At 61.8% G+C, this 21,310-nt stretch carries 21 protein-coding genes; 7 read left to right on the forward strand and 14 right to left on the reverse strand.

Going from position 1 to position 21,310, the window contains the following annotated elements:
* Positions 1–29: 29 nt before the first annotated feature.
* From EOE18_RS12995 to EOE18_RS13015, 5 genes are all read left to right on the forward strand, one after another.
* Entirely contained in the window at positions 30–662 is a 633-nt protein-coding gene (locus EOE18_RS12995; RefSeq protein WP_127710198.1) for a PepSY-associated TM helix domain-containing protein, read from the forward strand.
* A gap of 15 nt (positions 663–677) precedes the next feature.
* Positions 678–1,184, forward strand: a complete 507-nt coding sequence (locus EOE18_RS13000) for a DUF2271 domain-containing protein (protein WP_127710200.1) — start codon at positions 678–680, stop codon at positions 1,182–1,184.
* A 73-nt stretch (positions 1,185–1,257) separates the two neighbouring features.
* Positions 1,258–2,226, forward strand: coding sequence for a DUF4198 domain-containing protein (locus tag EOE18_RS13005; protein WP_127710202.1), 969 nt, complete (start codon positions 1,258–1,260; stop codon positions 2,224–2,226).
* A gap of 20 nt (positions 2,227–2,246) precedes the next feature.
* A complete protein-coding gene (locus EOE18_RS13010; RefSeq protein WP_246027438.1) occupies positions 2,247–3,230 on the forward strand; it encodes an FAD:protein FMN transferase in 984 nt (327 codons plus the stop codon).
* Between the two features lie 78 nt (positions 3,231–3,308).
* Complete coding sequence (locus EOE18_RS13015; RefSeq protein ID WP_127710206.1) at positions 3,309–4,193, forward strand: LOG family protein; 885 nt, start codon at positions 3,309–3,311, stop codon at positions 4,191–4,193.
* On the opposite strand, the gene EOE18_RS13020 is transcribed toward EOE18_RS13015, so the two are convergent.
* The 4 genes from EOE18_RS13020 to glmM form a co-directional block, all read right to left on the reverse strand.
* Complete coding sequence (locus EOE18_RS13020; RefSeq protein WP_127710208.1) at positions 4,194–4,715, reverse strand: DUF2306 domain-containing protein; 522 nt, start codon at positions 4,713–4,715, stop codon at positions 4,194–4,196.
* Positions 4,716–4,745: 30 nt separating this feature from the next.
* Positions 4,746–5,492: a bifunctional hydroxymethylpyrimidine kinase/phosphomethylpyrimidine kinase gene (gene thiD, locus EOE18_RS13025; protein ID WP_127710210.1), complete on the reverse strand. Its 747-nt coding sequence runs from the start codon at positions 5,490–5,492 to the stop codon at positions 4,746–4,748.
* Positions 5,489–5,713 carry a DUF1272 domain-containing protein gene (locus EOE18_RS13030; RefSeq protein ID WP_127710212.1) on the reverse strand — a complete coding sequence of 75 codons (225 nt, stop codon included), beginning with the start codon at positions 5,711–5,713 and terminating at the stop codon, positions 5,489–5,491. The genes thiD and EOE18_RS13030 overlap by 4 nt, the downstream gene beginning before the upstream one ends.
* 338 nt (positions 5,714–6,051) lie before the next feature.
* Positions 6,052–7,389, reverse strand: coding sequence for a phosphoglucosamine mutase (gene glmM, locus EOE18_RS13035; RefSeq protein ID WP_127710214.1), 1,338 nt, complete (start codon positions 7,387–7,389; stop codon positions 6,052–6,054).
* A 94-nt stretch (positions 7,390–7,483) separates the two neighbouring features.
* Here glmM and EOE18_RS13040 point away from each other — a divergent pair, with 94 nt between their 5' ends.
* Positions 7,484–8,749 (forward strand): dicarboxylate/amino acid:cation symporter, encoded by a 1,266-nt coding sequence (locus EOE18_RS13040; RefSeq protein ID WP_246027439.1) that lies wholly within the window; start codon positions 7,484–7,486, stop codon positions 8,747–8,749.
* Here the strand turns inward: EOE18_RS13040 and EOE18_RS13045 are convergent.
* The gene (locus EOE18_RS13045) at positions 8,746–9,318 is read right to left on the reverse strand and encodes a sigma-70 family RNA polymerase sigma factor (RefSeq protein WP_127710218.1); all 573 of its coding nucleotides are present in this window, start codon (positions 9,316–9,318) and stop codon (positions 8,746–8,748) included. The genes EOE18_RS13040 and EOE18_RS13045 overlap by 4 nt on opposite strands.
* Entirely contained in the window at positions 9,315–9,395 is an 81-nt protein-coding gene (locus tag EOE18_RS18830) for a NepR family anti-sigma factor (RefSeq protein ID WP_246027446.1), read from the reverse strand. Before EOE18_RS18830 ends, EOE18_RS13045 begins: the two co-directional genes overlap by 4 nt.
* 329 nt (positions 9,396–9,724) lie before the next feature.
* On the opposite strand from EOE18_RS18830, the gene EOE18_RS13050 reads away from it, so the two are divergent.
* Positions 9,725–11,410 carry a CHASE domain-containing protein gene (locus EOE18_RS13050; RefSeq protein WP_164852750.1) on the forward strand — a complete coding sequence of 562 codons (1,686 nt, stop codon included), beginning with the start codon at positions 9,725–9,727 and terminating at the stop codon, positions 11,408–11,410.
* Positions 11,411–11,414: 4 nt separating this feature from the next.
* Here EOE18_RS13050 and EOE18_RS13055 read toward each other — a convergent pair whose 3' ends face one another.
* The 8 genes from EOE18_RS13055 to EOE18_RS13090 all read right to left on the reverse strand — a co-directional run bounded on the left by EOE18_RS13055 (position 11,415) and on the right by EOE18_RS13090 (position 21,128).
* Positions 11,415–12,194: a response regulator gene (locus tag EOE18_RS13055; protein WP_127710222.1), complete on the reverse strand. Its 780-nt coding sequence runs from the start codon at positions 12,192–12,194 to the stop codon at positions 11,415–11,417.
* A 277-nt stretch (positions 12,195–12,471) separates the two neighbouring features.
* Positions 12,472–13,623 (reverse strand): N-acetyltransferase, encoded by a 1,152-nt coding sequence (locus tag EOE18_RS13060; RefSeq protein ID WP_127710224.1) that lies wholly within the window; start codon positions 13,621–13,623, stop codon positions 12,472–12,474.
* A gap of 122 nt (positions 13,624–13,745) precedes the next feature.
* Positions 13,746–14,546 (reverse strand): sterol desaturase family protein, encoded by an 801-nt coding sequence (locus EOE18_RS13065; protein WP_425464297.1) that lies wholly within the window; start codon positions 14,544–14,546, stop codon positions 13,746–13,748.
* 287 nt (positions 14,547–14,833) lie between these two features.
* Positions 14,834–15,928, reverse strand: a complete 1,095-nt coding sequence (lptG, locus tag EOE18_RS13070) for an LPS export ABC transporter permease LptG (protein ID WP_127710228.1) — start codon at positions 15,926–15,928, stop codon at positions 14,834–14,836.
* Positions 15,925–17,136, reverse strand: coding sequence for an LPS export ABC transporter permease LptF (lptF, locus tag EOE18_RS13075; RefSeq protein ID WP_127710230.1), 1,212 nt, complete (start codon positions 17,134–17,136; stop codon positions 15,925–15,927). The genes lptG and lptF overlap by 4 nt, the downstream gene beginning before the upstream one ends.
* Positions 17,137–17,294: 158 nt before the next feature.
* A complete protein-coding gene (clpS, locus tag EOE18_RS13080) occupies positions 17,295–17,636 on the reverse strand; it encodes an ATP-dependent Clp protease adapter ClpS (protein WP_127710320.1) in 342 nt (113 codons plus the stop codon).
* A gap of 272 nt (positions 17,637–17,908) precedes the next feature.
* Positions 17,909–18,877 carry a phasin family protein gene (locus tag EOE18_RS18630; protein WP_220446010.1) on the reverse strand — a complete coding sequence of 323 codons (969 nt, stop codon included), beginning with the start codon at positions 18,875–18,877 and terminating at the stop codon, positions 17,909–17,911.
* Between the two features lie 310 nt (positions 18,878–19,187).
* Positions 19,188–21,128 (reverse strand): PHA/PHB synthase family protein, encoded by a 1,941-nt coding sequence (locus EOE18_RS13090; RefSeq protein ID WP_425464296.1) that lies wholly within the window; start codon positions 21,126–21,128, stop codon positions 19,188–19,190.
* Positions 21,129–21,310: the final 182 nt, after the last annotated feature.

The raw sequence follows: 21,310 nt of genomic DNA on the forward strand, positions 1-21,310 counted from the left end.
TATTGATAATCACTCTTAATAGCGAGTCAATGAAAGCTCCCAAGGACCCCAAGCGCAAAAAGGCCCGCCAGTTCTGGATGCGCCAATTGCACCAATGGCACTGGATCAGCGCCGCCCTGTCGCTGGTGGGCATGCTGTTTTTTGCCATCACCGGCATCACGCTCAATCATGCCGATCTGGTCAGCGCCCAGCCCAAGGTGGAAAGCCGCGAGGGGCGACTCAGCCCTGCCTTGCTGGCCCAGTTGAAAGGGCCGGACGAGGGCGATGCGCCCGTGCCCGCCCCCGTGGCGCAGGAATTGGCGCGCATTTCGGGTCAGGCGCTGCAAGGCGCATCGGCGGAATGGACGCCGGAGGAAGTGAACATCGATCTGCCGCGCCCCGGTGGCGATGGCTGGGTGCGGGTGCAAAGGGCCGATGGCGCGGTCACGTCTGAAACCACCTCGCGCGGGGCGGTATCCTTGGCCAATGACCTGCACAAAGGCCGCCATGCGGGCGGGATCTGGGTGTGGTTCCTCGATATATTCGCCGCCGCCTGCGTGATCTTCACGCTGACCGGCCTGCTGTTGCTGCAAGTCCATGCCAAGCATCGCCCCAGCACATGGCCGATCGTCGCGGCGGGGCTGGTGGTGCCTGTGCTGCTGCTCCATTTCTTTGTTCCGTAAAAGGTGTAATGCTCCATGATCATCACCCCGAACCAAGCCCGCTGGGGCACCGCCTTGCTGGGCGCGACCACTTTGACCAGTCCCGCCATGGCCGGTTCCATCTCGGTGGAAGTGCCGCGCCTGTCGGTGGCCGAATATCACCGCCCCTATGTCGCCATCTGGATTGCCGCCGCCGATGGCAGCCAGACCCGCACGCTCGACGTGTGGTATGATGCCAAGCATCGCGGCGAACCGGGCACCAAATGGCTGTCGGACCTGCGCGCTTGGTGGCGCGAGGAAGGGCGCAATATGGCGACTATCCCTGTAGGCCTGAGCGGCCCGACCCGCGCGCCGGGCAAATATGTGATCCCCTTGCCCAAGGATCTGAAGGCTGGCGCCTATGTGTTGAAGGTGGAAGCAGCCCGCGAAACCGGCGGCCGCGAACTGGTTTCCGTGCCGGTGACCATCGCGCCCAAGGGCGCCAAGGGCGGCGCGGCCCAAGGCAAGGGCGAGCTGGGCGCGGTCAGCGTCACGCTTCCCTGAACCCCATTGGCCTGATCCCCATGGCCCTGAACACAAGTTCCCCTGATCTCTCCCCCCTCAAGGAGTTTGTCCCATGCGTAAAATTGCTCTTGGCCTGATGGCCACGGCGGCTGTCCTTGCCTTGCCGCAAACCGCCTCGGCCCATCGCCAGTGGTTGCTGCCCACCGCCACCACCCTGTCGGGCGATGACCCATGGGTGGATGTCGATGCGGCTGTGTCGAACGATCTGTTCTATCCCGACCATTTCCCGCTGCAATTGGCGCAGGTGAAGGTGACCCAGCCCGATGGCAGCGAGGGCAAGCTGGAGCATGGCATCACCGGACGCCACCGTTCGACCTTTGACGTGCATCTGACGCAGGAAGGCACGTGGCGCATTGGCACGGCCAGCAGCAATATCATGGGCAGCTTCAAGGTGGATGGCGTGGAAAAGCGCGTGGGTCGCCGCCCTGGTCCGCCCGCTGGTGCATTCGGGCCCAATGGTGGTCCGGCCGGTGGCGCGCCTGCCGGTATGCCGCCGCGTGGTGAAGGCCGCCCCGAAGGCCAGCCGCCTGCCGGTGGTTTCGGAGGTCCCAATGGCGGGCCTAATGGTGGACCGGCGATGGAAACCGTCTCGATCGATGCGATCCCTGCCAATGCCACCGACATCAAGCTGACCGAAAGCATCAGCCGCAACGACATCTTTGTCACCCGTGGCAAACCGACCACCAACCTGTTCACCCCCACCGGCAAGGGGCTGGAATTCGTGCCTGTCACCCATCCCGACGATCTGGTGGCGGGCCAGCCTGCCAAGTTCCGCTTCCTGATCGATGGCAAGCCTGCGGCGGGGCTGAAGCTGGAGATCATCCCCGGTGGCAAGCGTTACCGTGATGCCGAGGACGGCTTTACCGCCACCACCGATGCGCAAGGCGTGGCCACCATCAACTGGAAGGGCGCGGGCATGTATTGGTTCACCACCAGCGCCAGCGACAAGAACCCCAGCGACAAGCGCGCCACCGACCGTCGGATGAGCTATACCGCCACGGTCGAGGTGCAGGCGCTGTAATGCAGCAAGGCCCGTTACGCATGCGTGTGGCCCTGCCCCTTGGGGTGGATGAGGCTGCGATGGCGCATCGGGTGGCGGGCCTGCCGGTGGTAACGTTGCCGGTTATAACATTGGCGGGGCAGACCATGGGCACGACTTGGCGCGTGCTGGTGGCGGCCCCGCTGGCGGCCAGCGGCCCTTTGCTGGCGCTGGTGCAGGGCCGTTTGGCGCAGGTGGTGGCGTCGATGAGCCATTGGCAGGCTGATAGCGAACTGGGCCGGTTCAACCGCGCACAGGCGGGCACATGGCAGGTTTTGTCCCGCGATTTTGCCGATGTGATGCAGGCGGCCTTTGCCATAGCCGGGGCGAGTGGTGGCGCGTTCAGCCCCGCCATGGGCCATCTGGTCAATCGCTGGGGCCATGGGCCGACAGGGCCGGTGGAAAAAGCGCCCGATGCCGCAGAAGTGGCTGCGCTGCTGCCCTTTTGCGATTGGCGCGCTCTGGCATGGGATGCGGCGGCGCGGCGCTTGCAACAGGCGGGCGGCGTGGCGCTGGACCTGTCGGGCATCGCCAAAGGCTTTGGCGTGGATGCGGTCAGCGATGCTTTGACCGCGCAGGGCTTTGCCCATCATCTGGTGGAAGTGGGCGGCGAATGGCGGGGCAGGGGCGTTGCGCCCGATGGTCGTCCATGGTGGGTCGATCTGGAAAATCCGCCGGGTGCTGATCTGCCGCCCTTGCGTATCGGCATGCATGGGCTGGCCGTGGCCACATCGGGCATCTGGGTGCGGGGCTGGCATACTCTGGACCCGCGTGATGGGATGCCGGCGGAACATGTGGCGGGATGCAGCGTGCTGCATGAAAGCGCCATGTGGGCCGATGGCTGGGCGAGCGCGCTGAGCGTGCTGGGGCCGGAGCAGGGTATGGCTTTGGCGCAAGCGCAAGGGCTGGCCGTGCGCTGGATCATCCCTTCCGATCAGGGCTTTGCCGAAAAGCTTTCGCCAGCCTTGCTCGATATGCTCGGCTAAATTCAGCCCCAAATTTCAGTCATTGCCGATTCATCCTTTTGCGCTAACCTGTGCAATTGGATGAGTTGAAAGCAGGCTATGACCGAAGAAGAAAAGAAACTGTCCCGCCGCTTTTACAAGGCCGAGCAGGAAGCCGGTTTTGTTGAAAAGCACACTTCGCACACCGCGCAGACCATCAGCCCCAGCTATAAGCTGGCCTTTCACGACACCGAATTCCTGCTGCGCGAGGAATTGCGGCCGGTGCGGTTTCAGCTGGAATTGCTGAAAACCGAAATGTTGATGGAAGAGGCGGGCATCGGCTCGATGCTGGTGTGCTATGGTTCGGCGCGTATCCCTGCGCCCGAACAGGTGGAGGCCAAGCTGGCCGCAGCCCAAACGCCGGAGGAAAAGGCGATTGCCCAGCGTCTGGCCGCCAATGCCAAATATTATGACGAGGCGCGCAAACTGGCCCGTATCGCCAGCCAATGCGCGATTGTCGAAAAGGGGATGCGCCAATTCGTGATCTGTTCGGGTGGTGGCCCCTCGATCATGGAAGCGGCCAATCGCGGCGCGGCAGAGGTTCATGCCGAAACCATCGGCCTCAACATCGTGTTGCCGCATGAACAGGCGCCCAACCCCTATGTCACCCCGCGTCTGGCGTTCCAGTTCCACTATTTCGCGCTGCGCAAGATGCATTTCCTGCTGCGCGCCCGTGCAGTGGCAGTGTTCCCCGGCGGGTTCGGCACGTTTGACGAATTTTTCGAGCTGCTGACGCTGATCCAGACTGGCAAGATGAAGCCGATCCCCATCCTGCTGTTCGGCAAGGATTTCTGGAACCGCGTGGTCAATTTCGAAGCCTTGGTGGAAGAGGGCGTGATCAACCGCGCCGATCTCGACCTGTTCACCTTTGTCGAACATGCTGAGGATGCGTGGAAGAAAATCACCGGCTTTTACGGCATTGATTGTCCGCCCTTGGAGGGCTGATCAGCCTATCCCCAACCCCAAGTCCAACCATTGCGCCAGCAGGCGGTGGAACGCGAAAGTGAAGCCGCCTGCAATCACCAGACCGCCGATGATGATGCCGCGCAAGGTCTGGCGATGGCGGACCAGATTGCCGCGTCTGGCCGAGATGACCACCACGGGCAGGTTGGCCAGCGTGAAGATCGACAGCAGGTGGATCGGGGAATAATGGCCCGGCCGGATTTCCTGCACCAACAGGCTGGAGCCTGCGGTCAGCGCCATGGTTGCCACCCAGATCTTGCCCAACAGGCGGTGCCTTGCATCGCCCCGACGCCGCCACAGCAAGGCAGGTGTCAGCGCCAAGGCCAGCAAGGCAGGGGCCAGATGCAGCCAAACCGTCCAGCGCACCATCGCCCATTGCGGCATGCCCCGCGCAACCGCCAGTAATCCGCCGGCCAGCAGCACCAGCGTCAGCACTCCCAGCACGCGGTCGAGCCGGTCAGGGCCTTGATAGGCGGCGGGCGGCAATTTGTGTTGTTTATCCATGCGCTGGTTGTGCCCCATCGCCCTTGGGCGTCAAGCCCCCGCGTAGATCCCCATCGGCCCATGCCCCGCGCCAAAACCGGGCGCGGCCAGCAATCCGGCATGGACGAAATCGCTCCCCCGCTTGACCGCGGCGGGCAGGTCCATCCCTTGGCCCAGACCGCAAGCAATCGCGCTGGCCAAGGTGCAGCCGGTGCCATGGGTGTGGCGCGTGTCGATGCGGGCGCTGGTGAAAACTTGCTCGGTGTCGCCACCGATCAGCCTGTCCTCGATCACCGGTTGGTCGCCATGGCCGCCCTTCACCAACAAAGCCTTGGCCTTGAGCCGCACCGCCGCCTCGCCGCCCAGGGCCGCCAGTTCGGGCAAGTTCGGCGTGGTCAGCGTGGCCAGCGCCATCAACCGGCCAAAGGCCGCGATCGTGTCCGCATCGGCCAGCACGCCGCCACTGGTGGCCACCATCACCGGATCAAACACCACCGGCACGTCCAGCTTTTCCAGCCTGTCCGCCACCATATGCGCGATTGCAGCGCTGCCCAGCATGCCGATTTTCACCGCATCGACGCCAATATCGCCCACGCAGGCGTCGATCTGCGCCGCCACCATCTCGGGCGAGAGCACCTCCACCGCATAGACGCCGCAAGTGTTCTGTGCGGTGATCGCGGTGATCGCGCTCATGCCATAGCCGCCCAGCAGGGTGATGGCTTTCAAATCCGCCTGTAGCCCCGCACCGCCGCTGCAATCGGAACCGGCTATGGTGAGAATGCGTGCCGGCTGTTTCATCCCTTGAAATGCCTTTGCGTGCTGGGCGGGTTCTTGGCGTGGTGCTTTTTTGCGCGGGTGGGGCGGTCCATCAGCTCGCCGCCGCAATTGGGGCATAGCTCGTCCAGAACATCGGCGCATTCCGCGCAAAAGGTGCATTCAAACGAACAGATGAAGGCGCCGGGCGCCTCTGCGGGCAGATCGCAGCCGCATTTTTCGCAATCGGGGCGCATTTCCAGCATGGGTCTCGTCCTAGGCCTATGGTTAAATTGCATTAGTTCAATTGTTTGAGCAAAGAAGCAAGAAGTAGCGGTTATTTTTCAAACATCAGGAACAAAATGTACAGTTCCTGCGTTACCACAACAGATCTTGCGGCTTGGCCGATGGTTGCAAAACCTTACGGTCTTTTGCCGAATATCCTGCCCTGTTTTCAAGACCTGCGGCCGGTCCGGAGCCTCCACCCACGGACATTTGCCGAAGTCTTGACACCCTGCCCTTTGGGCAAGTGGTTCAGGCGCTACGGCATTTCCGAGGGGGTCACTTTACGGAAGCTTGCCGAGCGCCAGAACCTGTGGTGGCTTTACACCGCCTCCATCACCGCCGCGCAGATCCGGTCCACCACCGCTTCCACTTCGGCGGCATCGTCGCCCTCGGCCATGACGCGGATAACCGGTTCGGTGCCGCTGGGGCGGATGACCAGACGGCCACGGCCCGCCAATTGCGCCTCGGCCTCGGCGATCACGGCCTGCACGCTGGTGTTTTCCAAAGGCTTGCCGCCAGAGAAGCGGACGTTTTTCAGCAATTGCGGCACGGGATCGAACAGGTGCAGCAATTCGCTGGCCTTCTTGCCCGATTGCACCAGCGCCACCAGCACTTGCAGCGCGGCCACTGTGCCATCGCCGGTCGTGCCATGGTCGAGCAGGATCATATGGCCCGATTGTTCGCCGCCCAGATTGAAGCCGCCTTCCTTCATGCGCTCCAGCACATAGCGGTCGCCAACCTTGGTGCGTTCGAGGCTGAGGCCCTGCCCCGCCAGATAGCGTTCCAGCCCCAGATTGGACATCACCGTGGCCACCACACCGCCGCCGCGCAATTGCCCGCGCGCAGCCAGTTGCTGCGCCATCAGCGCCATCAACTGGTCGCCATCGACCGTCTGGCCCATTTCATCGACCACGATCAAACGATCCGCATCGCCATCCAGCGCGATGCCAATGTCGGCGCCGCTGGCCACCACGGTTTCTTTCACCAGATCCAGATGGGTCGAACCGCATTTCTCGTTGATATTCTTGCCATTGGGCTGGACGCCAATGGTGATCACCTCTGCGCCCAATTCCCAGATTGCGCTGGGGGCCACCTGATAGGCCGCGCCATTGGCGCAATCGACCACGATCTTCAGCCCGTCGAGCCGGACATCCTGCGGCACGGAGCCCTTTACCGCATGGATATAGCGGCCACGAGCATCCTCGATGCGGCGGGCGCGGCCGATCAGCGGGCTTTCGGCCAGAGGCAGACTCTCGCTCAGCATAGCCTCGATCGCCAATTCATCTTCGTCCGACAGTTTGAAACCATCGGGGCCGAACAGCTTGATGCCATTATCCTCGTAACGGTTGTGGCTGGCCGAGATCATCACGCCCACGTCGGCGCGCAATTCGCGCGTGAGCAGCGCCACCGCAGGCGTCGGCATCGGGCCCAGCAGCACCACATCCATGCCCACGCTGGTAAAACCGGCCACCATGGCATTTTCCAGCATATAGCCCGAAAGGCGGGTATCCTTGCCGATCACCACGCGGTGGCGATGCTTGCCGCGCAGGAAGCGGGTGCCGGCGGCCTGCCCCACTTTCATGGCGATCTCGGCGGTCATCACACCGGCGTTGGTGCGCCCGCGAATGCCGTCGGTGCCGAAATATTTGCGTGCCATGCCTGCCCTCATGATGCGTTATCTTGCGAGTTTGTTTTGTGACGCGGGGAGATTAATGTCCCCCGAACAAGGCTTCATAGGGGACAGCAGGCCGGTGCAAAAGGATGAAAAATCGCTCTCGCTGCAATTGCCGGAGATCAAGGTCAGTTCGCTGGCCACTCTGGGGGCGCTGGGGCTGGGGCTGGCGGTGGGTTTGGCGATAGCCAGCCTGCCGGTCTCGGGGGCGATCCTGCAATGGGTGGAGCCAGTGGGGGCGCTGTGGCTCAAGGGCTTGCAAATGTGCATTCTGCCGCTGGTGGTGGCTTTGCTGGTGCTGGGCATTGTGCAGACCGCCCATGCGGCCAAGGCGGGGCGGATGGCGCGGCGGGCGGTCTTGTGGATCATTGGCGTCTATCTGGCCAGCGGGGCGGTGGCGGTGGTGGTCATGCCGCTTTGGCTGGAACTATGGCCGATCCCCGGCGCGGCGGCAGGGGCCTTGGCACAGGGCAGCGCGCAAGGGGCGGGGCCGGTGCCGCCTTTGGCCGAATTTGTGCTGTCGATCCTGCCTTCCAATATTGTGACGGCGGCCTCGCATGGGGAAATGCTCCCCTGTGTGGTGTTTTTTGCGATTTTTGCCGCGGCCATGGGGCGTTTGCCTGCCGGACCGCGCGCGCATCTGCTGGGCCTGTTTGAAGCGCTGGCGGGCGTGATGATGGTGATGATTGGCTGGGTTTTGTCCCTGGCGCCGATTGGCGTTTTCGCATTGGCGCTGACGCTGGCGGTCAAGACCGGCACGGCGGCGATTGGCGCCTTGGCGCATTATGTCGCGCTGGTGGCAGGCATGGGCGGGCTGGTGCTGCTGGCTGCGCCGGTGGTGGCGGTGGTGGCGGGGCGTCTGGCGCTGGGGGCCTATTTGCGGGCCTTGGGGCCAGTGTCGGCCATGGCTTTGTCCACGCAAAGCTCGCTAGCGACTTTGCCTGCGATGCTGTCGGCCTGCAAACAATTGGGCCTGCGCAATGCCAGTGCCGAACTGTCGCTGCCGCTGTGTGTAGCTCTGTTCCGCGCAACGGGGCCGGCGATGAATCTGGCGGTGGTGATCTATGTCGCCCATCTGACCGGCACGCCCTTGGTCCTGTCGGCGATGCTGGCGGGGATTGCGGTGGCGGCGTTGGCCGAATTGGGCACGCCTTCCTTACCCGGCGCGATCAGCTTTGTGCTGTCCATCGGGCCGGTGGCGATTGCCATGGGCGTGCCGGTGGGGCCTTTGGCTTTGTTGGTGGCGGTGGAAATGCTGCCCGATCTGATGCGAACATGGGGGAATGTGGCGATGGATGTGGCGGTGACGGCCAGTGTGGACAGGGTGACCGTGGACGCTGATTAATCGGGCTTGTTCGGGCTGATCCGGTCCAGTTCGGCCAGAAGGGTGGCGCTGGCATCCGTGCCGCCCGCGCGGCTGCCGATCTTGCCCTCCTCGATCATGCTGGCCAATTGGGCGCGCCCGCGCGCCACGCGGCTTTTGATCGTGCCCAGCGCGCAGCCGCAGATTTCGGCGGCCTCCTCATAGGAAAAGCCGCCTGCACCCACTAGCAGCAGCGCCTCGCGCCTTTCAGCCGGCATGGCCAGCAAGGCGCGCGACAGATCGGCCAGATGCAGCGGCCCTTCCTGTCCGGCGGGGGTGATCAAGGTTCTTTCGGCCTGTGTCTGGTCATAATCGCCGCGGAAGCGGTTGCGGCGCATTTCCGTCAGCCAGATGTTGCGCAGGATGGTGAAAGTCCATGCCCGCATCGATGTGCCCGCGGTAAAGCGCTCCCGCGCGCTCCATGCCCGCAACAGCGTTTCCTGCACCAGATCATCGGCCATATCCGCACGCCCGCAAAGGCCGCGCGCAAAGGCGCGCAGATGGCGCGCAGTGGCCACCAATTCTCCCTTGAAGTCGGGGGGGCTGCTCATTGCCCTTCCTGATCCAGCTTCTGTATTAGCTCTGCCAGAAAATCGGGCAGAGGTTCCTCGACCACCTGTTGGTACATCGCCCTTAAAGGTTCAGCCCAGGGCGGGCTGTCATCCGCCTGATCCGCTCCGTTTGCGGCGTTGGCCGGATCGGAGGGCCCATTGGATGGCGGCACAGCACCCCGCTGGACAGGGGGCGGGGTAGATGCGGGAAGCTCGGTATTCTTGGAATGTCCCACGGCTAACCTGTCCGATCCGCGTAATGAAGGTTCAATCTTCCACAAGCTGCACTGTTCTTGAGGGAACGAAGCTTAAGCCGGTTTGTTCCCTATGCAAAGCATTGTATCACATTGGGCGAGCAGTGTGCTGTGGATTTGGCATCGGGGCCATTGGACTTTCGGGAGTAGGCATGGACCGGATTGTCGCGCAGAGGGTCGAGACGCAAAAATGGTACGAACGCATGCCGCGCAGCGTGCCCATTGGCGTTTTTGCCTTAGCCATGTTGATGACCTTGCTGTTTGTGGCGGCCTTGGAACAGGCCGAGCGGCATCGGCAGCAAACACAGGTCAAGGCGGTGACGACCGTGGTCGCTTCGGCGTTGGAGCGGCGTGTGGCCACCCATATGGCTTATTTGCGCGCGGCAGCCTTGTTGATGGAAAAGCGACAGCAGGTCACTCTGGCCGACTTCACCAAGCTGGGCGAAGAATTCAACAATGACCAGGAATATCGCGGTTCGGAAAGCATCAGTTGGTCGCCGGTTTTACGCTATCAGGATGTGCCCGCATTCGAAGCTGCACGTCATGCCGAGGGGATGACGGGTTACCGCATCTATCCCAAGCCTCGCCCTGAAGAGCCATTGATCGCGCCCATCACCTATCTGGGATCGCCCACACCGCGTCGGCGTCTGGCTTTGGGGTTCAATTATTTTTCCGAACCGGTGCGCCGCGCAGCGATGGAGCGGGCGTGGAAGGAAAAACGTCCAACCGCCACCACGCGGATCAGGTTGATGATGGATCGCGATCAGGCGATCTGGCCCGGATTCCTGATCTATATGCCGGTGTTCGATCCGGCCACGCAGGCCCTTCGCGGATTTTTGAGCGCGCCATTCAATGCGCGGACCTTTCTGGAATCGGCTTTGGAGCTGGAGCCGGTGCATGGCTATGCCATCAGCCTCTATGACGGGCCTGAACAGTCCGATCATTTGTTGGCTCGTGCCGGACCCAGCGGCGAGGTCGTGAGCACCAGTCGCACCAAGATCGAGGTGGCTTCGCGCCCGATGTTGTTGGTGGTGGCCGCGCCGCAGGTGACCGGCCTGTCGCGTGTGGGGGCGATTGCGCTGACGATGGGTACATTGGTGTCAGGCCTGTTGGGGGCGGTGGCATGGATGGTGGCGCGTCAGGCGATGGAGGACCGCGCGGCTTTGACATGGCTGCGCGAACAGGCCTCGATCCGCGGGACGATGAGCCGGGAATTGAACCATCGGGTGAAGAATACTTTGGCCAATGTGCTTTCGATCATTGCCTTGACCTCGCGGCGGGCGACCAGCCTGCCCGAATTTGTCCAAGGGCTGGAGGGGCGCATTCGGGCGCTGTCGGCCACGCATGATCTGTTGATGGCCAATGATTGGGGGGCCACCGCTTTGCGCGCGATTGTGGAGGCGGAATTGGCGCCCTACGCCCAGAAGGGCGGCGGGGTGACGATGTACGGGCCTGATGTCGAACTGGCGCCCAATGATGCGCTGTCGCTGGGGCTGGCGGTGCATGAATTGGCCACCAATGCCAGCAAATATGGCGCTCTGTCGCAGGAGGGCGGGCGTGTGTCGGTGGTCTGGGCCTTGCAGGATGAGGGCAAGGTGCGTGTCGATTGGCGTGAGAGCGGCGGGCCAGAGGTACCTTCGGAACGTCCGCGCGGTTTTGGCACTGAATTGATCGAGCGGATCGTCGCCTATGAATTGGGCGAGGCGGTGGAGTTGAAATTCGAGCCCAAGGGCGTCCATTGCTCGCTGGTGCTGCCTTTGCGCATTCCGGCCAAATTCATGATCCGCGCGCCAAAGCCAGCCAAGCGCAAGGGCTGGTCCGGTTCAAAATCGGAATGAAGTTTTAGGCCGTTACCGGCGAGCGGAAGAACAGGGCCTGCGCGATGGCGGTGCGAACCGCTTGTTCACGGAAAGGCTTGGCCACCAGCCAGGTCGGTTCGGGGCGATTGCCGGTCAGCAAGCGTTCGGGATAGGCGGTGATGAAAATGACCGGCACATCGGCAATGGCCAGCAGATCATCCACCGCATCCAGCCCCGAGGAGCCATCGGCCAGTTGAATATCGGCCAGCACCAGACCGGGCGTGCCATCGCGGACCAGTTCCTGCGCCTTGCTGCGCGTGGCGGCGATACCGAAAAGGCGGTGGCCCATGCCTTCCACCATGGCTTCCAATTGCATGGCGATCAGCGGTTCATCCTCGATGATCAGCACGCTGGTCGCGCTTTGGCGGGCAATATCGGCCAGTGCCTCATCCACCAGCGCCTGCACCTGTTGCGGCGATACATCCAGAATTTCGGCGGTGCTATCGGCGCCAAATTCTTCCAGACTGGTCAGTAGCAGCGCCTGACGCGGAAGGGGCGCCAGACTGATCAGCCGCAATTCGGCGGGGATCAGACTTTCGCTACCGGTCTCGCCCTGTTCAAAGGCGCGGGTAAAAATCTGCGTAAAGGCACGGAAGAGGGGAACCCGTCCCCCTTCCAGTCGTTGCTGGAGCAGAGGATCTTGCAGGGCAGCTTCCAGCGTGGCGCGGACCAAACCGTCCCCGCGCGTCTGGTCGCCCGTTAAAGCGCGGGCGTATCGGCGCAAATAGGGCAGATGCGCTGCAATCCTGGTCCCAAGGGGCATTTTGCCTTCCCTCAACAGCTGGCTGTCCGCGTTGGGCAGGCACATCGCCAGCGCGCAGCAGCTAGGGAGGTAATCTAGCGATTTATCGCTATTGCGCCACCATGAAATTTATGGGCGCGGCGGGAACCCGCGCCATTTTCGTGCGTTTTATAGTCACTGCTGTCGATAGACCCCCCCTCCCGTCCACATGTCGGCAGTGGTGCGATCCCGTGAAGGCCCTTGCTCCCCCCAGAGCAAGGGCCTTTTTCTTGCGCCCTTGGCGGGCGTTACTCGGGGTTTACAGGGTCTTTTGGTAGATCCGGTATTCCTTGTTCACATGCGAATGGATTTCGCGGGCGATCGAATTCATGCCCTGATTGTCGTCAAGGATCCAACCGATTTCACCGCGCGTGGCGCCATAGCGGGTGACCGAATTGCGGCGGATATATTCGATCATCATAAAGGCGAGCTGGCTGGCCATACGGCTCGATTGCAGCCTTTTGCGCACGCCCATCAAAGGCACGCGCATGGTGCGCACCTTGGGCCGCAGGATCCACAGCGCCAGTCGCGCCCAGCCCAGCAGCGAGGGCTTGGGGCCGACCTTGGCCAGAATTTCGTTCATGTCGGGCAGGGTCATCATGAAGGCAACGGGTTCGCCATCATATTCGGCAATCTGGACTAGATCGGATTTCACCAGAGGTTTCAGCTTCTTGCCCGTATAGGCCACTTCGCTGTCGGTGATGGGAACAAAGCCCCAATTGTCGCTCCACGCATCGTTGAGGATGTCGAGGATGATCGCGGCTTCCTTGTCAAACTCCTTCAGGTTCACGCCGCGGATCTTGATGCGCGGGTTTTTCTCGCCCGATTTGACGATGCGCTGGATCAGCGGAGGGAACTCCTGCGTGATGTCCAGCTCATAGGTGTTGAGCAATTTGGCATGGGTGTAACCGGCTGCCTCGATCCAGGGCTGGAACTTGGCGTTCTGGTGGCCCATCATCACCGTGGGGGGATGGTCATGGCCCTTCACCAACAGCCCCGGCTCTTCCCAGACCGACAGGTTCATCGGCGCCAGCACGCGATGCATACCCTTGGCGCGCAGCCAGTCCTCGGCCGTGGCGATCAGCCTATGGGCAATGTCCTGAGTCTCGGCCTCCAGCGCGCCCCAATTGCCGGTGCCCGGCCCCATGCCCTGCTCCACCGGCTGACCCAGCGCCTGTTGATCGATAATGGCGGCAATTCGGCCCACAATGCGCCCTTCGGCCCGAGCCAGAAAGAATTCGCAAGTGGCATGTTCATGGAACGGGTTGCCGCCGGCGGTGATCTTCTCGATCTCTTCGCCGCGCAATTGGGGCACGAAATTGGGGTCGCCCTTGTTGGCGGTATAGACATAGTCCACCCATTGGGCGCGCTCGGCCTTGGTTGTGACGGGCGAGATGGTGAGAGCGGACATAATGGTAAACTCCGAAAGATTGCCCGCTTTTTAACCGGCATGGCGCGGGGGGCAAGCGCCTAAACACAAAGGCCCGCCGCTTCGGTGGGAAGTGGCGAGCCTTTGGGCAATGTGTGTCAGGATCAGGCTTCGGTGTCCATACCCACCGCTTCGGCGGCATGGGCCAGAATCTGTTCCTCGGTGGGGGCGGCGGCCTCCGCCTTGATCTTGGCCGCATTGGCCAGAGCGCGGCGGCGGGGATGGTCGCTGGCGATGCCGCCGGACAATTCCTTCACCCAAGGGTATTTCTTGGCCACTTCCTCGGTATAGCCAAGGTTGAACACAGTGGGGCTGCGGCCCGGGCGATCCTTCTTTTCATAGTAGGTGCCCAGAATATGGTCCCACCAGTAATTGGTGATGCCGAAATTGCCGTCCTCATCCACATAGTGATGCTCGTTGTGGCGCTGCTTCATGTGCTGCACCCATTTCCACTTCGGCTTGAAGGCCAGATGCTGGATGCAATGCATGAATTCATAATAGCAGGTGGTCAGGATGCCGGTGGCAAAGGCCATTGCCGCGCCGCCCATGCCGCCGATCAGCCAGCCCACCGGAATGGTCGCCGCCGCCACCGTGGGCACGGTGGTGTGCAAGGCGCCGAACAGCACTTCAAGATGGTTGGGGTCCTGATGGTGGTCGTAATGGATACGCTTCCAGGTCGAGGCGAGGATCTTGATCTTGTACGGCCATTGCCCATGCAGGATATATTGGTGGAGCAGGTGCCACACCAGCGGATAGACAAAGGCCGCCGCCGCAAAGGCGCCCAGCATTTGCAGGGGGCTTGCGGGATAGAGGAAGGCCACCACCAGACTTGCCGCGGCAATCGCCAGATAGGCGATGATCGTGTAATGCTGGAAATAGGCGCTCACCAACTGGCCCAGCGTCATGCGGTCCAGATAATGCGAGCGCTTCCAGAACGGCAGGTGGGAATCGTCCGCCAGAGAGGGGTTGTTCTGTGCCACTTTCGTCTTCCTTGGGGTATTTGGCGCGTATTTAGGATCGGGCATGGCTGCGGGCAATGGGGGCTGCCCTGCGGGGCAAGCACCGGCCTTGCTGCCTGTCGTCCGGATGGCTTGCCTAGACCATGGCATTGCGGCGCAAATGGGGCACACCGGCCCCAATCAGGCTCCAATGCGACGGGTGGGGCGATTTGTGCCAATGGACTTGATCGGCGCTATTCCTCGGTGCGGACCAGCACCATTTCGCCCACCAGCGCGAACAGGACAAAAGGCGCCCATGCCGCCACCAGCGGGGGATAGCCACCGAAATTGCCCACTGCGAGGCTGAGATTGTCTACCACGAAATAGGCAAAGCCTAGCGCCATGCCCACAACGGCGCGGATGAACAAATGCCCCGAACGCGCAAGGCCAAACGCGGCTACCGACCCCAGCAAGGGCATCAGCAGCGAGGAAAGGGGGCCGGAGAATTTATGCCACCATTTGCCCTCCAGCTCGGCGGTGCGGCGGCCACCGGATTTGAGCGCGGTGATGGTGCGGCTCAATTGGCCCAGCGTCATGCGGTCGGCATCGGCTTGGGTAATGTCCAGTTGGGCGGGGGTAATATCCTTGGCCACCACCAGAGCCGGTGATGTGGTCGACTGGGCCTTGGCGACATCAAACCGTTCGGCCTGTTCCAGACGCCAACCCGGCGCAGCAAAAGTGGCGCGCGGGGCGATGGTGCGGGCGGTGATCATGCCATGGGCATCGCGCTCATACCAGGTCACGCCTTGCAACACGATCGCCTGACCATTGCCGCTCAGTGTGTCGGCGGCCAGAATGTCATGATGGTCGGCGACATAGACATTGCTGCGCGGCTCGTCCCCATCGGGCAGGGCGCCGAATTGCACATTCTGCCAAGCCTTCAATTGCGCGGTGGCGCGGGTGACCACCATTTCGTTAAAGGCAAAGCTGACGCCCGAGACTACCAGCGCGGTGGCCAGCATGGGGGCCAGAATCTGATGCGCGGACAGGCCTGCCGCGCGCATGGCGATTACCTCGCTGTTCTGGTTCAGCGGGAAGAAGGTGAAAAGCGTGGCCAGCAGCACCGAATAGGGCAGGAAGCGAGCCACCAATTGCGGCATGCGCAAGGTGACATAATGCAGGATCTGCGCCTGCCCATTGCCCGGCTGGGCCAGAATGGCGCCGGATTCGGACAATAGGTCGAGCACTTGCAGGATCAGCACCAGCATGATCAGCACGCCGAAAATGCGGCTGACAAACAGGCGCGACAGGTAAAGCGTCAGCGTGCGGCTGGGGAAGAGGTCCATCATGCGCCATGCCCCTTGGGCGCAGCTCGGCGGTCGAGCAGCTTGGTGATGCGTTTACCCAGATTGCCCGCGAAGCGCTCCAGCGCGCCAATCGGCTGGCCACCGGGCACATAGGCAATCGTCCAATACATCCAGAAGATCAGCGCGGCAAACAGCGCGAACGGCCCCCATAGCGCGATGGCCGGATCGATCCGGCCCAGCTCGGCCACCGATTGGCCATATTCATTGACCTTGTGATAGGCCACCACCATCACGATGGAGACGAAGACCCCCAAAGATGAGGTGGAGCGCTTGGGCGGCACCGCCAGCGCGACGGCCAGCATGGGCAGCAGCAGGATCATCACCACTTCGGCCATGCGGTAATTCAGGCTGGCCAGCACGACATTGCGTTCCTGCGCGCTGGCATCCTTGCTCCAGCCGATGCTGAGCAATTCGGGCAGCACATATTCGCGTTCTCGCCCGCCGCGTTTGCGGAATTTTTCCAGAGCGGGCAGGTCGATCGGCAGGTCATGCTGGCTGAAAGACAGGACGCGGGGTGAAAGGCCCTTGGGGCTTTGTACGATCTGGCCATCGGTGAGGCGCAGGATCACCGTATCGGGATTTTCCTGAAGCGCCAGAAAACGCCCCTTGCGCGCGCTGATCGAGAGCACCTCGCCATTGGCCTCGCTGACGCGGGCGAAAATGCCCACCAGCTCGCGGCCCTCGTCGCGGCTCTTTTCGATGCGCAGCGACATACGGTCCTTCAGCGTGTTGAACTCGCCCACTTTGATCGAGGCGCCCAGCGCGCCGGTGCGCAGTTCAAATTCCATCTGTTCATAATAGTAACGCGACATGGGCTGCACATAGCCCACGATCAGCAGGTTCAGCCCCGCAAGCCCGATCGCCATCATGAAAGGCACGCGCAGCAGGCGGGTATAGCTCAGCCCCACCGCGCGCATCACGTCCAACTCGCTGCTGGTGGCCAATTTGCGGAAGGCCAGCAAAATGCCCAGCAATAGGCCGAGCGGAATGGCCAGACTGGCATATTCGGGCATCAGATTGAGCAGCATCTTGAACACGACGCTGACCGGCCCGCCTTCGGTCGAGACGAATTCGAACAGACGCAGCATCTTGTCCAGCACCAGCAACGATGCCGCGATGACAAACACCGCCAGCATCGGCATCAGCACCAGACGGAAGATGTAGCGGTCAACCGCTGTGAAGATTTTCATGTCGAGGCGGCACCGCTTAGCTAGGGCCGGTGCTGCGGCTTTAGCGCTGGTTGGGCGCTGGGCCACAGGCAACAGCAGGCTGTTTCAGCGCACTAGGCCGCCAGCCCGCATGGCGCAAGGGGCGGCTTGCGTGGTGATGCTGTGTTAAGGGGAAAAGCTCAGGCTTTTTCCAGCGTGCATTGCAGCGGATGCTGGTTCTGACGCGCGCAATCCATCACCTGATTGACCTTGGTCTCGGCGATTTCATAGGGGAACACGCCGCAAACACCCACGCCGCGTTGATGCACATGCAGCATCACCCGCGTGGCCTGTTCCAGATCCATGTTGAAAAAGCGCTTGAGCACCATCACGACGAATTCCATCGGCGTGTAATCATCGTTCAGCAGCAGAACTTTGAACTGGCTCGGCTTTTTCGGTTTGGCCCGCGTGCGGGTGGCCAGGCCGACCTGTCCGCCATGGCCTTCGTCACGGCCGCCATGATCATCATCGCCCGCGCGGATTTGGCGCAGGACGTTGCGAGGGGGTTGGCCATCAAGGGCAGAAGGAAGGGGGGCAGGATTCGACATCGCGCTTTTATTACCGCGAATCATGCCATCAGGACAAGCTTATCCTACCAATTTTGATACTAATGTCCCGCTTTGGTGTCGCATGCAACCCAAACCGGTGTTTTATCGCCCCGAACACAAGAAAAGACGGGCGAAATCGCCTGGATTCCGCCCGTCTGTTTCTTTTTGTGCCAACCTGCCTTTATGGCCGGATGGCCCGCGCCAGATCAGGCAGCGGTCTTGATCTTTTCCACAGCGAGGCTGACGCGCGTGGTGATCGGCTTGGCAGCTTCAGTCGACAGCTTGACCAGCGCTTCCGAGCTCTTCGAAGCAGCGGCAACGGCTTCGTCAAAATGCTTCTTGGCCAGATCGTTCTGCAGCTTCAGGAAGTCGGTGGGCGACTTGGCAGCGGCCAGTTCCTTGACTTCGGCGGTCAGGGTTTCGAAACCGGCGCGGCTGTCGGCGACGAAAGTCGAGGTCAGTTCCTGCAGGCCGGTGGCGAAGATCTTGCTGGCTTCGACCATGGCTTCGACGTTGCCCTTGGCGAATTCGGAATAGTCACCCATCGCAGCCGTGCTCTTTTCATAGGCAGCCTTCGACTTTTCCTGGAAATCGGCGAACATGCTCTGGAAGGGGGCGGCGAAATCGAAGGTCGGGAAGGTGGACATGCTGAACTCCTCGGTAAAGATGGCAGCCCAACGACGGGCCTTGGGGGTTTCGGTCTGGGCGGCTTCGGGGGGAAGAACCTCGGCTTCGGCGGCGGGCGCCTCGACCGATGGAGCGGGGGCCGAAGTGATCAGATAATCCTCTGCGGCCGGAGCGGGGGTTGCCGCGGCGGGCGCTTCAACAGACGCCGCAGCCGGTGTGGCTACTGTTTCGCTGGAACTCGTCTTGACCTCGGTCATCGGCTTTACCTCTTGGGTGGTGGCGGGGATGACGGTTTGGGCGGGCTTGGCGGCGGGAGCCGGTGCCGGCTCTGCCTTCTTGGCCGCAACAGGTGTCTTTGCTGCCGGCGCGGGGCTGGCCATCGGAGGCTTGACCGCAGGGGCGGCGACCGGCTTGGGCGCCTCGGCAGGTGCCTTGGCCGCTACCGCAGAGGGCTCAGGCTTGGGCGGGGCCGATTTGGCAAAAGGCTTGGCCGCTGCCTTGTTGGGGGTGGACTTCGCGGCAACCTTGGAAACGGGTGGCTTGCTCATCACGATGGGTTCCTGCGTAGCAGTTTGGCGCTTTCCCCGGATCCCGTTTTCGAGTCGGTTCTTCGCGTCTGCGTTATGCTGTCTATGTGGCCGAGAACCCAAGATCGGTCAAGCAATTTGTGCGATGCAGCAAATGAAAATTTTGCGGCGGCAGGCTGTGAAAATTCCTCGTATAAACCCCTAAAATCTGCCGAAAATTGCCAGTTTGATCTGAGTCAATTTTCTTGTCCGACAATTTCTTTCCGCATGGGGAAGATGGGTCATTTCGCACTTGCACAAAACTGTCATCTTCCCCCTGCGTCACATTGCCCTATCGCAGACGCACATAGAGGCCAGGCGCATTGTCCAGCACCTTGTCACCCCGCCCGCCGGGCACACGCTTGCCCTTGGCTGCCACCTGTTCGGCGGAAATCGACCGCAACCAGTCCAGCCAATGCGGCCACCAGCTACCGGGGGTTTCCTTGGCCTGCTCGACAAAAGCTTCCAGCGTGTCGGTATCACCCTCGCAGGTCCAATATTGGTATTTCTTGGCCGCGGGCGGGTTCACCACACCGGCGATATGACCCGATCCGGCCAGAATGAACTGGTGCGCGGCTTTGGGCAATTGCTTGGTCAGGCGAAACACGCTTTCGGGCGGGGCGATATGGTCCTCGCGGCCAGCCTGAATATAGCAGGGCGTGACGATCTGTTTCAGGTCAATCGGCGTTCCGCAGGCCGAGAGCCGGTCCGGCACCACCAACAGATTGTCGCGGTAAAGATCGCGCAAATAGGCGCCATGCCATGTGGCGGGCAGGTTGGTGGTGTCGCCATTCCAGAACAGCAGGTCAAAGGCGGGATAATCGGAACCCATCAGGTAATTGTTGGTGACATAGTTCCAGATCAGGTCATTGCCCCGCAGCAGGTTGAACGTCGCGGCCAGATAGCGCCCGTCCATCACCCCATTGTTGGCCAGCGCGGCCATGGCGGCCAATTGCTGGTCATCGATGAAATTCTTGAGCTCGCCCGCCTTTTCAAAATCGACCTGCGCGGTGAAGAAGGTGGCGCTGGCCACCTTATCCGCCTCACCCCGCCGCGCCAGAATGGCTAGCGTTGCCGCCAATGTGGTGCCCGCCACGCAATAGCCGATCGTATGCACCGCAGGCACTTTGAGCCTTTCGCGGACCACCTCGATCGCCTCCACCTGCGCCGAGATATAATCGTCCCACACCACCTTCGACCAGTCGACCGCCTCGTCCTGCGGGTCGGCCGATTTCCAGCTGACCATGAAGACGGTCAGCCCCTGTGCCACCGCCCATTGCACAAAGCTCTTTTTCGGGTTGAGATCCAGAATATAGAAGCGGTTGATCCATGGCGGGAAGATCAGCAGCGGCACCACATCCACCTTTTCGGTGGTCGGCGAATATTGGATGATCTCGAACAGGGGGGCGCGGTGGATCACCTTGCCCGGCGTGACGGCAATATTCTCGCCCACGGTGAAAGCGCCGGGGGCGGCATGGCTCAACTGGCCCTGCTTCATATCGGTCAGCAGATGTTCCATCCCCTTGACCAGACTTTCGCCCCGCGTCTCGATCGCCTTTTCCATCACGAGGGGATTGGTCAGCGGGAAATGGTCAGGGCTGAGCGCCTCGACCATGGTGCGGGTCATGAAGCGCAATTGCTCCTTGCGGGCAGGATCCAGCCCTTCGACCTTGTCGGCCATGGCGGTAGCCTGTTCGGCAAACAGCAAATAGGTTTGATGCACCAGCGCGAAATAGGGATTGTCGCGCCATGCCGGATCGGCAAAGCGGCGGTCGCTGCGGGGCAGGGTGATGTCCTTGGCCTTGTCCGGCGCGGCGACGTTCAGCCCCCATTGCGCCAGCACGCTTTCCCACAAGGCCATGCCGTCAGCGATCAGCTTTTCCTGATTGTCGGGGCGCACCATCGGGATCTGCTTGGTCCATCCCTCGATCATCTCGATCATGGCGGGGGTCATCGCTGCGCGTTGCTGCATCTCGGTCAGGAACTGGTTGCCAGACAGGGCCTTGTTGGCCTGTTCGAGATTGAAGTCGATCCATAATTGCTGAAGTCTGGCGGCGGTCTCGCCCCATTGCAGCGCCTCTTCGGCCTCGGCCAGCGGCAAAGGTGTGGCGGCGGGCGAGGCGGGAACCATTTGTTCCAGCACCTGCTGGCCAATCTGGAAGGGAAGGGTGAGCAGAGTGGTCAAAGGATCGGTGATTGTTTTCTCGCCAATATCTTGCGTCGCTTGCACCATGTATCGTCCATCCCGTCTGGTTTTATGCGCAGCTCTAGTCCGGAACGCCGAAATCCTGCGTCCGTCGGTCATGATTGCCGTTTGTGTAGAATGCTTTGCCAAGGGGCTGCCAGCAAGCAACTTTTGCAATCATTGTCCCCGCTCCGGCGCAAATTTTTTTGCCCCTTGGTCTCGCGTTTCGG

This window comes from Novosphingobium umbonatum, assembly GCF_004005905.1.
Lineage (GTDB): Bacteria > Pseudomonadota > Alphaproteobacteria > Sphingomonadales > Sphingomonadaceae > Novosphingobium > Novosphingobium umbonatum.

Excerpts from the sequence above, each read along its gene's own strand:
- lptF (WP_127710230.1), bottom strand. The coding sequence starts at position 17,136 with ATGAAAATCTTCACAGCGGTTGACCGCTACATCTTCCGTCTGGTGCTG.
- EOE18_RS18630 (WP_220446010.1), bottom strand. The coding sequence starts at position 18,877 with ATGAGCAAGCCACCCGTTTCCAAGGTTGCCGCGAAGTCCACCCCCAAC.
- EOE18_RS13030 (WP_127710212.1), bottom strand. The coding sequence starts at position 5,713 with ATGCTGGAAATGCGCCCCGATTGCGAAAAATGCGGCTGCGATCTGCCC.
- EOE18_RS13010 (WP_246027438.1), top strand. The coding sequence starts at position 2,247 with ATGCGTGTGGCCCTGCCCCTTGGGGTGGATGAGGCTGCGATGGCGCAT.
- EOE18_RS13065 (WP_425464297.1), bottom strand. The coding sequence starts at position 14,546 with ATGACGCTGGGCCAGTTGGTGAGCGCCTATTTCCAGCATTACACGATC.
- EOE18_RS18830 (WP_246027446.1), bottom strand. The coding sequence starts at position 9,395 with ATGTACCAACAGGTGGTCGAGGAACCTCTGCCCGATTTTCTGGCAGAG.
- thiD (WP_127710210.1), bottom strand. The coding sequence starts at position 5,492 with ATGAAACAGCCGGCACGCATTCTCACCATAGCCGGTTCCGATTGCAGC.
- EOE18_RS13045 (WP_127710218.1), bottom strand. The coding sequence starts at position 9,318 with ATGAGCAGCCCCCCCGACTTCAAGGGAGAATTGGTGGCCACTGCGCGC.
- EOE18_RS13020 (WP_127710208.1), bottom strand. The coding sequence starts at position 4,715 with ATGGATAAACAACACAAATTGCCGCCCGCCGCCTATCAAGGCCCTGAC.
- glmM (WP_127710214.1), bottom strand. The coding sequence starts at position 7,389 with ATGGCACGCAAATATTTCGGCACCGACGGCATTCGCGGGCGCACCAAC.
- EOE18_RS13050 (WP_164852750.1), top strand. The coding sequence starts at position 9,725 with ATGGACCGGATTGTCGCGCAGAGGGTCGAGACGCAAAAATGGTACGAA.
- EOE18_RS13060 (WP_127710224.1), bottom strand. The coding sequence starts at position 13,623 with ATGTCCGCTCTCACCATCTCGCCCGTCACAACCAAGGCCGAGCGCGCC.
- EOE18_RS12995 (WP_127710198.1), top strand. The coding sequence starts at position 30 with ATGAAAGCTCCCAAGGACCCCAAGCGCAAAAAGGCCCGCCAGTTCTGG.
- EOE18_RS13000 (WP_127710200.1), top strand. The coding sequence starts at position 678 with ATGATCATCACCCCGAACCAAGCCCGCTGGGGCACCGCCTTGCTGGGC.
- EOE18_RS13015 (WP_127710206.1), top strand. The coding sequence starts at position 3,309 with ATGACCGAAGAAGAAAAGAAACTGTCCCGCCGCTTTTACAAGGCCGAG.
- EOE18_RS13005 (WP_127710202.1), top strand. The coding sequence starts at position 1,258 with ATGCGTAAAATTGCTCTTGGCCTGATGGCCACGGCGGCTGTCCTTGCC.
- EOE18_RS13090 (WP_425464296.1), bottom strand. The coding sequence starts at position 21,128 with ATGGTGCAAGCGACGCAAGATATTGGCGAGAAAACAATCACCGATCCT.
- EOE18_RS13055 (WP_127710222.1), bottom strand. The coding sequence starts at position 12,194 with ATGCCCCTTGGGACCAGGATTGCAGCGCATCTGCCCTATTTGCGCCGA.
- lptG (WP_127710228.1), bottom strand. The coding sequence starts at position 15,928 with ATGATGGACCTCTTCCCCAGCCGCACGCTGACGCTTTACCTGTCGCGC.